Genomic DNA, 11,342 nt, shown 5'->3' on the forward strand with positions numbered 1-11,342 from the left:
GAGTCATATCCGGTATTAGACCCAGTTTCCCAGGCTTATCCCAGAGTTAAGGGCAGGTTACTCACGTGTTACTCACCCGTTCGCCACTAATCCCCGGTGCAAGCACCGGATCATCGTTCGACTTGCATGTGTTAAGCACGCCGCCAGCGTTCATCCTGAGCCAGGATCAAACTCTCCGTTGAAGTAAAACAAAAACAGAAACAACACGCGCCCCCGGGAAAACGGGACACACGCACTGCAAAATTTGAAACCAGCTGTAAAAACCAAACCACACCACGGGGTGGCATAATCTGGCCAAAACAACCAATCAATAAAACAATTGGTATCAACAAACTTGGCACACTATTGAGTTCTCAAACAACAGACACATTCGAATACTTCCCGAAACAAATTCATTTTCAATGAATTATTTTGTTTCGCATTTCTTCGCTGCGATGTTTCTAGCTTATTTCATTCATATTCACTTTGCAAATCCGGGTTATTTACCCGATATTCACTCTGTGGAACGAATCCGCCCAACAAAAAGTGAAGCATTTCTTCATTTCCGTGCTGTGCACACGAAGAATTGCTTCTCTGGTGTTGGGGGTTTGTCACCACTCAGCGGCGGCGACTCAGAAAACAATACACGCTCCCCTCCGGCCGTGCAAATCTGCCAGAGAGGAGCGTGCAATGGGGTCCAGGCAGCCGTTACGGGACCAGGACTTCGACGGTTGCGAGGTTCTTTTTGCCACGCCGCAGAAGCAGGTACTGGCCGTGCAGCAGCTCGGATTCGGAGATCACGGCTTCCGGATCAGAAACCTTCTCGTTGTTCACATATGCTCCGCCTTCGCCGACGGTGCGCCGGGCGGCGGACTTGCTCTCAGACAGGCCCGACGCCACGAGCAGGTCGATAATCCCGAGGCCATCCACCTGGATGGTGGCGGAGGGAAGCTCCGACGTTGCGGCTTCGAGGGTCGGCTTGTCCAGCGCTGACAGATCACCATTGCCGAAGAGGGCGGCTGAGGCGGCGATGACTTTCTCCGTCGCTTCCACACCGTGCACCAGCGAAGTCACTTCAAACGCAAGCTTCCGCTGGCCTTCGCGTGCAAACGGACGCTCGGCCACGGCCGCCGCCAGCTGCTCGATCTCGGCCCGGTTCAGGAAGGTGAAAACCTTGAGCCGGTCCACAACATCGGCGTCGGCGGTGTTGAGCCAGAACTGGTAGAAGGCGTAGGGGCTGCACATGCCGGCGTCGAGCCAGATGGCGTTGCCTTCGCTCTTGCCGAATTTGGTTCCGTCCGAGTTGGTGATCAGGGGCGTCCCCAGGGCGTGGACGGTCTTGCCCTCGACCTTGCGGATGAGTTCGGTACCGCTGGTGAGGTTTCCCCACTGGTCCGAGCCGCCGGTCTGCAGCACGCAGCCGTGGTCGCGGAAAAGCTGGAGGTAGTCCATGCCTTGAAGGATCTGGTAGCTGAACTCCGTGTAGCTGATGCCCTCGTCGGAGCTGAGGCGGGAAGCCACGGCATCCTTGCGGAGCATGGTGCCGACGCGGTAGTGCTTTCCGATCTCGCGCAGGAAATCGATGGCGCTCAGCGGGGCGGTCCAGTCCAGGTTGTTGACCATGCGGGCAGCGTTCGCGCCGTCGAAGCTCAGGAAGCGGCGGACCTGCGCCTGAAGGTAGCCAACCCATTCCGAGACGGTGTCCTTGGTATTGAGTGTCCGCTCCGCCGTGGGGCGCGGGTCACCGATCAGGCCGGTGGAGCCGCCCACCAGTCCCAGCGGTTTGTGGCCTGCAAGCTGGAGCCGCCGCATCACCAGGAGCTGGACAAGGTTTCCCAGGTGCAGGCTCGGCGCGGTGGGATCGAACCCGCAGTAATACGTGACCGGCTCACCGGCGAGGAGCTTTTCCAGCTCCCCTTCATCGGTGGAGACGTGGACCAGGCCGCGCCACTTCAGCTCCTGCCAGATATTGGCGAAGGTGGGGTCGTTCTGCTGGGATTGAAGATCGTTGAGTTCTGACACGACTTCTAAGTTAGCAGGATTGGCGGCCACCGGCGCCGGATGAACCGGGCCGCTGGCCGCCACGCACCGCTGCCGGCCGGCCTAGCGTTCGATGCCGGCAGGCACGCCCTCTGCTGCGATCAGGCGGAGCCGCTGCGTGGGCCGGGTCATGGCGACGTAAAGATCCCCCACCCGACCGTGCTCGTGGTTGAGCATCATGGACGGCTCCAGCACCACAACGCCATCGAACTCAAGTCCCTTGGCCTCGCGGGGGCTGATGACCACGATGTCCTGCTCATAGCTTCCCGCCCCGGTTCCGATGCGGCGGCCATAGACGGCGCGCAGGGCTGAGGTGGCCTGCGGCAGGAGGTCGCCGTCTGCAATCACGGCCAGCAGGCCGCCGTCGAGCGCTTCCAGCTCCTCCGGAAGTGCCTCCACGAGGCGGCTGACGACACCGCCGGGCGCCACCTTGTCGATGATGGGCGACCAGCGGCCTTCGCGGACGGCTTTCGGCGCGGACACCACGAGGCCGGCGGCGTTGGCCATCCGGGCGGCGGCCTCCGCGATCTGCGACGGCGTCCGGTAGTTGACCGTCAGCTCTTCCAGCTGCCAGCGGTCCCCGAACAGCGGGCCCAGGGCACCCTGCCAGGAGTTCGCGCCGGCTACGGAGCTGGTCTGCGCAATGTCGCCCACGATCGTGAAGGACTTCAGCGGGCAGCGGCGGACCAGCAGGCGCCATTGCATCGGCGAAAGTTCCTGCGCTTCGTCGACCACGATGTGGCCGAATGCCCAGGTCCTGTCCGACGTGGCACGCTCGGCTGCGGTCAGCCGGGCCTCGCGTTCCTGGTTCTGGTCCACCAGTTCCTCGGCCGTCATCAGTGCGTCGACGCCGGCAGCTTCCATGTTCACGAGGGTCTGCTTGGCGTTCGCGAGGTCGCGTGCACGGTCGTGTTCCTGCTGTGCCAGTCCCCGGCCGGCGGCGGGGTCAAGTTCGCCGAGGAGCTCGGCCGCCTCGTCGAGGAGCGGGACGTCCGACTCGGTCCAGGGGGCGTCCACGGGACGGAGCAGCAGGGCACGCTCGGCAGGAGTGAGGTGCGGGGTGCACACTTCCAGGATCGCCGGCTTGCTGAAGAGCTCACTGATGAGCTTCTCCGGAGTCATGGGCATCCAGCACAGGTTCAGCGCGATCCGCACATCGCGGGCCGTACGGACGTCCTCGGCCAGATAGGAGCGGTCGGCATTGTTGCCAAGGCTCCCGGCTTCCACGAGCTCGGTCATCTGTTCGGTCAGCTCGCGCAGCAGGATCTTGACGAACGTCACGCGTGCCTCGTTGTGCGGCTTGCCGGTGGAGCGCGCGCGTTCCCGGGCGCGGCGGACCTGCCGGGGCGTAAGCTCCAGCTTCCGCCCGTCAACCTCCACGACACGGTTTTCGGCGAAGGTCCGCTGGCGGTTGGCCACGGCATTGGCCACAACGTCCGCCATGTCCAGGCGTCCCTTGATGGCAGCGACGTCCGCCTCGGGTTCGGCCACGGCGCTGATGCCGGGCATCAGCCGGCCGAGGCTGGCCATCACCACACCGGTTTCGCCGAGCGAGGGCAGCACGCGTTCGATGTATTTCATGAACGACGACGACGGGCCCACCAGGAGCACGCCGGCCGTCTTCAGGCGGTCGCGGTGGGTGTACAGCAGGTAGGCGGCGCGGTGCAGCGCAACGGCCGTCTTTCCGGTGCCCGGACCGCCCTGCACCACCACAGCTCCGGAGATGGAGGAGCGGATGATGCGGTCCTGCTCGGACTGGATGGTGCCCACGATGTCGGACATGCGGCCGGTCCGCTTGGAGTCCAGGGCAGCGAGCAGCGCACCTTCGCCCTGCAGTGACTGGTTGTCGGTAAGCATGTCGGCGTCCAGGACGTCGTCCTCGATTGCCTTGACTACCCGTCCCTGCAGGATCAGGTGCCGGCGGCGCCGCACACCCTGCCGGTCAAAGGCGGTGGCCTGGTAAAAGTGGCCGGCTTCGGGCGCGCGCCAGTCCACCATGAGCCGCTGCAGGTCCTCGGTGGTGAGGCCGATGCGGCCGATGTACTGGGCTTCCCCGGAATCCAGGTCCAGCCGGCCAAAGACCAGACGGTCATCGACGGCGTCCAGCTGGGCGAGGCGGTCCTCATAGAGCGCGGCGAAGGCGTCACGCTCGGAAACATTCTGCATGGTGCCTACGGCACCGGCGCGGCGGACCTGCGCCAGCTGCTTGCGCTTTTCGGCGCGCAATTCTTCCAGCCGCGCATACAGGCCAGCAACATAGTCCCGTTCGTGGGCCAAATCGGCGTCGAGCATTAAACGTTCCCCTATCGCAAAAGACAGACCGTCCATTCTACAACCATTTCGGTTAACGTGATTGAAACTTCGCCGGGCGCAGCTTTGCCGCCTTGTAGCGGGACACCGTGGGATCCCCAGGCAGCCAGAAGCGCCAGGGATAGTCGCGGGAGCCGCCGTCTCCGGAGACGCCCACCCGGGGTCCGGAACTGACGTCTGCTGCGGGGATTTCCGGCAGCTGCAGCTCGAAAGGTTCGCTCAGCACATCCCGTCCGCTATCAGCCGTTGTCAGGGCCAGGGCGGCGGCCAGCCGGGCCGGGCCGCTTGCCAGGTCACGCGGAGATTTCGACGTCGGCCGCCTCACCCCCGCCAGGTGGACACCTTCCACGACCTCACCGGCGCGCAGCAGGACAGCGGATGCCACGCCCGGCGGGCCGCAGACAATGTTGGCGCAGTAGTGCATGCCGTACGTGAAGTAGACGTACAGGTGGCCGGCCGGTCCAAACATGGGCGCGTTGCGCGCCGTCGGGCCGCGGAACGTGTGCGAGCCGGGATCCGGGTGCAGGGAATCGCCGGGCCCCATATACGCCTCCACTTCGGTGATCCGCACGGCCACCGTTCCCTCATGGCTGTTGTGGCTCAGGACGGACCCCAGCAGCTGCGGGGCGATCCGCCGCGCGTCGCCGGACAGCAGTTCACGCAGCTGGTCCGGGTCGGCCGGCGTCGGGCGGGCGGTCATGGTCCGACTCTACCCAAGCGTCCTGACCATCCACGGCCATGTCCGATTTCCGCTAGCAGGTGGTGTCCCGGGCTGGCAGGATAGGGGGCATGGATTTCTGGCAGCGCTACCGTGCGATCGATGCGCGCGACACCCGGTTCGACGGGCAGTTCTACACCGCTGTCCGGACCACCGGGATCTACTGCCGTCCGTCCTGCCCTGCCCGGACCCCCAAGGCGGCCAACGTCACGTTCTACGAAACGTCCGCCGCGGCGCACGATGCCGGCTACCGGGCCTGCAAACGATGCCTTCCCGAGGCGGTGCCGGGGACCCCGGCGTGGAACGTCCGGCAGGATCTCGCCGGCCGGGCGATGCGCCTCATCAACGACGGCGTCATCAACCGGGACGGCGTGGAGGGCCTGGCGGCGCGGCTCGGTTATTCGGCACGCCAGCTGAACCGGATCCTCAGCCACGAACTCGGCGCCGGACCGCTCTCCCTGGCCCGGGCCAGCCGTGCGCAGACCGCGCGCACGTTGCTGGTTTCCACCGCCATGAAGCTGGCGGACATCGCGTTCGCGTCCGGCTTCAGCAGCGTCCGGCAGTTCAACGAAACCATGGTGGAGGTGTTCGCCATGACGCCCACCGCCCTGCGCGCCACGGCGCGGCACCACAAGGCCGGAACGGCGGCCACCTCACTGACGCTGACCCTGCCCTACCGCGAACCGTTCGATCCCGGCATCTTTGCCTTCCTCGCCGTCAGGGCGATCCCGGGGATCGAGGTGGGGACACCGGCGTCGTACGCCCGGACGCTGCGGCTCCCACACGGTGATGCCCGGTTCAGCGTGAATTACGACGGCGGCGCGCCCGGACGGCCGCTGACCCTCACCATCGGCGCGGTGGACCTCCGGGACCTGCCGGCCCTGCTGAGCAGGGTGCGCCGGCTTTTCGACCTCGACGCCGATCCGGTGGCGATCGACGGCGCACTGGCCGGGGATCGCAGGCTTGCCGCCTCTGTGGCCAGTGCCCCAGGCATCCGGCTGCCGGGTGCGGTCGACCCGCAGGAACTTCTGGTCAGGGCCATGATCGGGCAGCAGGTCACGGTGGCTGCCGCCCGGACAGCGCTGACGCAGCTGTCCGCTGCCGGCACTGCGAGCCTGATGCCCGCCGAAGGGCTCGACAGGCTGTTTCCCACCGCGGCCGAGATCGCGGAGAAGGGATACACACTGCTGCGCGGTCCGCAGCGCCGGATCGACGCCGTCCGATCCGCGGCCTCTGCCCTGGCCGAAGGGCGGCTGGATTTCGGCTACGGCGACGACCTGCCACGGCTGGAGGCCAAACTGCTTCCCCTTCCCGGCGTGGGTCCCTGGACGGTGGGCTATGTGGCGATGCGCGTCCTGGGCGCGCCGGACGTGTTCCTGGCCAACGACGCCGCCGTGCGAAACGGGATCCGGGCCCTTGGCGTGACGCCCGGCCCCGATCCGCTGAGCCCCGATGTGCCCAGCCCCGATTTCCGTGAGGTCAGCCCGTGGCGGTCCTACGCCACCATGCACCTGTGGCGCGCCGCTGCGGCGCCGAGAGCCCCCAGACATGAACAAGCCATTCCAGAGAAAGCGATGCAATGAAAGCCCAGCTGTTAGTGATGTCCACCCCGGACGGCCCGTTCACCATCCTGGCGCAGGACGGTGTGGTCCTGGCCTCCGGCTGGACCGCCGGGTCCGGCGAGCTGACCGGGCAGATCCACCCTGAGCTCCGTCCGGATGAGGTTGAGCCCGTGTCTGATCTGGGTGCCATTTCCCGGGCAGTGGAGGCCTTCTACGCCGGAGACCCCGCGCCCGCCATGGCCATCCCCGTGCGGCAGAAGTCGGGTCCCTTCCGCTCCCACGCCTGGGATGTGCTGAGGACGGTCAGCCCCGGATCCCCGGTTACCTATACGGAGTACGCCGAGCTGTCCGGAAACCCGAAGGCGGTCCGGGCTGCGGCCAGCGCCTGCGCCTTCAACGCCGCAGCCCTGTTTGTGCCGTGCCACCGCGTGATCCGCACCGACGGCTCCCTGGGCGGGTTCCGCTGGGGCCTGGCCATTAAGGAGAGCCTGCTCGCACGTGAGGCAACGGAAAGCCTGCTGGCCCGCGAAGCCGGCTAGCGGCTACTTCGCTGCGGGCGTCCCGGACGGCCACGGCAGCAGTTCCGGGAGGTCCACGCCGTCTGCAGCGGCCGATGCCCGCAGGCTGCCGAGCGACGGTTCACGGCCGGCCAGCCAGGCTGCGATGTCGGTGATCATGCCGCTGATGACGGTGGACCGTCCGCCGGTGCCGACCGTCCTTGGCGGGAGCCCGAGCGGCTGAAGCACGAGCTTGTCCCCAGGCATCACCCGGGCGGCCAGGAAGTCGAAGAGGTGTTCACAGAATGGCCGGCTCCAGGTCTCCGGGCCATACCCGGTGCCAAGGTCGGCAGTGTGGATCACCAGTTCACGCCACAGCGCCAGCCCGCCGTCGAGGACCACTCCCCCGCGGTAGGCAATGGCTGCCTGCCAGCCCGAGCCGGATTCGAGCGCATCAAAGGCTTTCAGCGCCCGGTCCAGGCCGGCGTCCAGATCCGCGCGGTGGGCGTCAGCGCTGTGCCGTGCGGCCATCTCGATGGCCTTGTTGCGTCCGTCCTGGCCGCCGTCGTACAGCTCAACGGTTTCACCCCGGGCGGCGTATTCCAGCTGCCGGGCCATGGCGTTGGTGATCCCGGCCAGGTGCGCCAGGACGTGCCCGCGGGTCCAGCCGGGCAGGGCTGAGGGCGCTTTGACGTCCTCATCGGTGAATTTCGCGGCGGTTGAGGCAACGATGGCGGCGGCTTTGTGCAGTTCGGCGAGCACGTCAGCCGGTGCGGGGGCAGTCATGGCGCCCATCCTAGCTGAGCGGGATGCCGTCCGGTCCGTAGCGGTGCCGGACGTGCCGGCGGTCGTGGCGGGCCTGCCAGAACTCCAGTTCCGTGGGCCTGATGGCGTAAAGCTGCCAGTCTGGATTGTCGCTGCCGTCCGCGGCCGGGCGCGCCTGCCAGCCGGCCGCCGACGCCTCGGCAGACAGCTCAACCACCGGGCCGGCGACCCGGACCTGCCGGCCCTGCTGGGGCCAATAGAAGTTCAGGGCCGCACCCGGGTTGACGGACAGTTCCCGGCCTTTCCGGGATGTCCTGGACGTGGCGAAATGCCAGCCGTCGTCGTCGATGTTTTTCAGGATCAGCATCCTGGCGGATGGCTGCCCGTTTCCGTCCGCTGTGGCCAGGCTGCACGCATGCGGTTGAAGCACCCCGGCGGCGAGGGCCTCATCCAGCCACAGCTTGAACAGCGCCACCGGTTCGGCCGGGGCTGTGGCCGGGTCGAAGTCCGGCAGGTCGCCGGGAAAGTCGGGCAGGGCCCGGAGTTGGCTGCGGAAGGCATCGCTCATGGCGCAATGGTAGCGGGGAGTCCCGGCGGCAAAGGCACAACGCTCTCTCACTTAATGCAACAAAAACGGCAATGCTCTCTCACGTAATGCAACAAAAGCGGCAACGCTCTCTCACTTTCCTCAAGAAAGTGAGAGAGCATTGCCTGAAAACCCGCATTAAATGCGAGAGCGTCTGATGGTTAGGACGCGTACTCCCGCACGCCCGCAAGCTCAGCTTCCAGCGCTGCCAGCTGGCGTTCGACGGCGGCCGGGGCCGTTCCGCCCTGCGAGTTGCGGCTGTTCAGCGAACCCTCAGTGGACAGCACGGTGCGGACTTCCGGCGTCAGGTGCTCCGAGATGGCCGCGTACTCCTCATCCGTCAGGTCCCACAGCTCGACGTCGCGGCTTTCGGCCTGCTTGACCGCGGCGCCGGAGAGCTCGTGGGCCTCACGGAACGGAACGCCCTGGCGGACCAGCCATTCAGCGATGTCCGTAGCCAGCGCAAAGCCCTGCGGTGCCAGGGACTCCATCCGTTCGGTGTTGAACTTCAGCGTCGCGATCATTCCGGAGACAGCCGGGAGCAGCAGCTCCAGGGTGTCGGCGGCGTCGAAGACCGGTTCCTTGTCCTCCTGCAGGTCGCGGTTGTACGCGAGCGGCAGGCCCTTGAGCGTGGCCAGCAGCCCGGTCAGGTTGCCGATCAGGCGCCCTGCCTTGCCACGGGCCAGCTCGGCCACGTCCGGGTTCTTCTTCTGCGGCATGATCGAGGAGCCGGTGGAGTAGGAATCGTGCAGGGTCACAAAGGAGAACTCCTTGGTGGCCCACAGGATGACTTCCTCCGAAACACGGGACAGGTCCACGCCGATCATCGCCGTGACCCATGCAAACTCGGCGAAGACATCGCGGGAGGCGGTGCCGTCGATCGAGTTGTGCGTGGCGGAAAAGAAGCCCAGGTCGGCCGCGACGGCCTCCGGGTCCAGACCCAGGGAAGAGCCCGCCAAAGCACCGGAGCCGTATGGCGAAACCCCGGCGCGCTTGTCCCAGTCCGCCAGCCGCTGCACATCGCGCAGCAGCGCCCAGGCGTGGGCCAGCAGGTGGTGGCTGAGCAGGATGGGCTGGGCATGCTGCAGGTGGGTGCGGCCGGGCATGGCCACACCCTGGTGTGCCTTGGCCTGGCCCACCAGCGCCTCGATGGTTGCCAGCACGCCGCGTGCGATGATCCGGGCGTGGTCACGCAGGAACATGCGGCCCAGCGTGGCCACCTGGTCGTTGCGGGACCGGCCGGCGCGGAGCTTGCCGCCCAGCTGGGTGCCGGCGCGCTCGATCAGGCCGCGTTCCAGTGACCCGTGCACGTCCTCATCGGAGTCCGCCGGCAGGTACGCGCCGGAGGCGACGTCGTCATCCAGCCGGCTCAGGGCGTCCAGCATGCCTTCGAGTTCGGCGTCGTCCAGCAGCCCGGCCTTGTGCAGCACGCGGGCGTGCGCCTTGGATCCGGCGATGTCGTAGCGGGCCAGCCGCCAGTCAAAGTGCGTGGACTTGCTCAGCGCCGCGAGGGCATCCGCGGGGCCGCCGGCGAACCGGCCGCCCCACAGGGCACCCGTGTTCGTCGAGCCGGTGGTCGAACCTGTCGAAACCGGGGTCTGCTCAGCCAACGGTTTACTTTCCTGCGACGCGAATATCGCGGCCGGAGGCAACCTTGGCGGACATGCCCCACAGCTCGATGAAGCCGCGCGCCATCGACTGGTCGAACGTGTCGCCGGTGTCGTACGTGGCGAGGTCGAAGTCGTAGAGCGAGGTCTCGGAGCGGCGGCCGTTGACGATCGCCTGGCCGCCGTGCAGCACCATGCGGATGTCGCCGGAAACGTACTTCTGGGTGTCTTCGATGAACGCGTCCAGGGAGCGCTTGAGCGGGGAGAACCACTGGCCGTCGTAAACCAGTTCGGCCCAGCGCTGGCCAACGGTGGCCTTGAAGCGGGCCTGCTCGCGCTCGATGGTGATGTCCTCGAGGTGCTTGTGCGCCGTAATGAGTGCCATCGCGCCGGGGGCTTCGTAGATTTCGCGGGACTTGATGCCCACGAGGCGGTCCTCGACGACGTCGATCCGGCCGACGCCCTGGGCGCCTGCGCGGCGGTTGAGTTCCTTGATGGCCTGCAGCGGGGTGACCTTGACGCCGTCGATCGCTACCGGCACGCCGGCTTCGAAGGAGATGGTGACTTCATCCGGGGCCGGCGGGAACTCCGGGGTGGCGGTGTAGTCGTAGATGTCCTTGGTGGGGGCGTTCCAGATGTCCTCGAGGTAGCCGGTTTCGACGGCGCGTCCCCAGACGTTCTGGTCGATCGAGTACGGGTTCTTCTTGGTGGTCTCGATCGGCAGTCCCTTTTCCTCGGCGAAGGCGATGGCCTTGTCGCGGGTCAGGGCGAGGTCGCGGACCGGGGCGATGCACTTCAGGTCCGGGCCGAGGGTCTGGATGCCCACTTCGAAACGGACCTGGTCGTTGCCCTTGCCGGTGCAGCCGTGCGCAACGGTGGTGGCGCCGAACTCGCGGGCGGCCTTGACCAGGTGCTTGACGATCACCGGGCGGGAGATGGCGGAAACCAGCGGGTAGTGGCCCTGGTAGAGGGCGTTGGCCTTCAGCGTGGGCATGCAGTACTCGTCGGCGAACTCGTCGGACGCGTCGGCCACGTAGGCTTCGACGGCGCCGCAGCCGAGGGCGCGCTGGCGGATGGTCTCCAGCGACTCGCCGCCCTGTCCGACGTCGACCGCCACGGCGATGACCTCGGCGCCGGTGGCTTCACCGATCCAGCCGATGGCTACGGAAGTATCCAGGCCACCGGAGTAGGCCAGAACAATACGCTCAGTCACGAAAATGCTCCTCTGTGTTGGGGGTTGCGTTGTTTAAGAATTGGTTACGGAAAGCCTGTCACACC

At 66.4% G+C, this 11,342-nt stretch carries 9 protein-coding genes and 1 rRNA gene; 2 read left to right on the top strand and 8 right to left on the bottom strand.

The genetic code is table 11. The annotated features are described in order from the left end of the window. The 4 genes from J2X42_RS14150 to J2X42_RS14165 all read right to left on the bottom strand — a co-directional run. Positions 1-182: ribosomal RNA gene (locus J2X42_RS14150) — 16S ribosomal RNA — on the bottom strand; the annotation flags it as partial. A 505-nt stretch (positions 183-687) separates the two neighbouring features. Beyond that, entirely contained in the window at positions 688-2,001 is a 1,314-nt protein-coding gene (gene tyrS, locus J2X42_RS14155) for a tyrosine--tRNA ligase (protein WP_310166149.1), read from the bottom strand. Between the two features lie 81 nt (positions 2,002-2,082). After that, a complete protein-coding gene (locus J2X42_RS14160) occupies positions 2,083-4,311 on the bottom strand; it encodes an AAA family ATPase (RefSeq protein WP_310166151.1) in 2,229 nt (742 codons plus the stop codon). Between the two features lie 52 nt (positions 4,312-4,363). Continuing rightward, on the bottom strand, positions 4,364-5,029 hold the full coding sequence (locus J2X42_RS14165) for a DNA-3-methyladenine glycosylase (protein ID WP_310166152.1): 666 nt from the start codon (positions 5,027-5,029) through the stop codon (positions 4,364-4,366). A gap of 89 nt (positions 5,030-5,118) precedes the next feature. Between J2X42_RS14165 and J2X42_RS14170 the strand changes: the two genes are divergently transcribed. Together J2X42_RS14170 and J2X42_RS14175 are read left to right on the top strand one after the other, a co-directional pair. Beyond that, entirely contained in the window at positions 5,119-6,630 is a 1,512-nt protein-coding gene (locus J2X42_RS14170) for an AlkA N-terminal domain-containing protein (protein ID WP_310166153.1), read from the top strand. Next, complete coding sequence (locus J2X42_RS14175; RefSeq protein WP_310166154.1) at positions 6,627-7,148, top strand: methylated-DNA--[protein]-cysteine S-methyltransferase; 522 nt, start codon at positions 6,627-6,629, stop codon at positions 7,146-7,148. Before J2X42_RS14170 ends, J2X42_RS14175 begins: the two co-directional genes overlap by 4 nt. Before the next feature lie 3 nt (positions 7,149-7,151). Here J2X42_RS14175 and J2X42_RS14180 read toward each other — a convergent pair whose 3' ends face one another. The 4 genes from J2X42_RS14180 to J2X42_RS14195 all read right to left on the bottom strand — a co-directional run bounded on the left by J2X42_RS14180 (position 7,152) and on the right by J2X42_RS14195 (position 11,277). Beyond that, a complete protein-coding gene (locus J2X42_RS14180; protein WP_310166157.1) occupies positions 7,152-7,892 on the bottom strand; it encodes a maleylpyruvate isomerase family mycothiol-dependent enzyme in 741 nt (246 codons plus the stop codon). Positions 7,893-7,902: 10 nt separating this feature from the next. Then, positions 7,903-8,439: a pyridoxamine 5'-phosphate oxidase family protein gene (locus J2X42_RS14185; RefSeq protein ID WP_310166158.1), complete on the bottom strand. Its 537-nt coding sequence runs from the start codon at positions 8,437-8,439 to the stop codon at positions 7,903-7,905. A 179-nt stretch (positions 8,440-8,618) separates the two neighbouring features. Next, positions 8,619-10,067, bottom strand: a complete 1,449-nt coding sequence (gene argH, locus J2X42_RS14190) for an argininosuccinate lyase (protein ID WP_310166160.1) — start codon at positions 10,065-10,067, stop codon at positions 8,619-8,621. A 4-nt stretch (positions 10,068-10,071) separates the two neighbouring features. Further along, on the bottom strand, positions 10,072-11,277 hold the full coding sequence (locus J2X42_RS14195) for an argininosuccinate synthase (protein WP_310166162.1): 1,206 nt from the start codon (positions 11,275-11,277) through the stop codon (positions 10,072-10,074). Positions 11,278-11,342 lie beyond the last annotated feature (65 nt).

Source organism: Arthrobacter sp. BE255 (genome assembly GCF_031457335.1).
GTDB lineage: Bacteria > Actinomycetota > Actinomycetes > Actinomycetales > Micrococcaceae > Arthrobacter.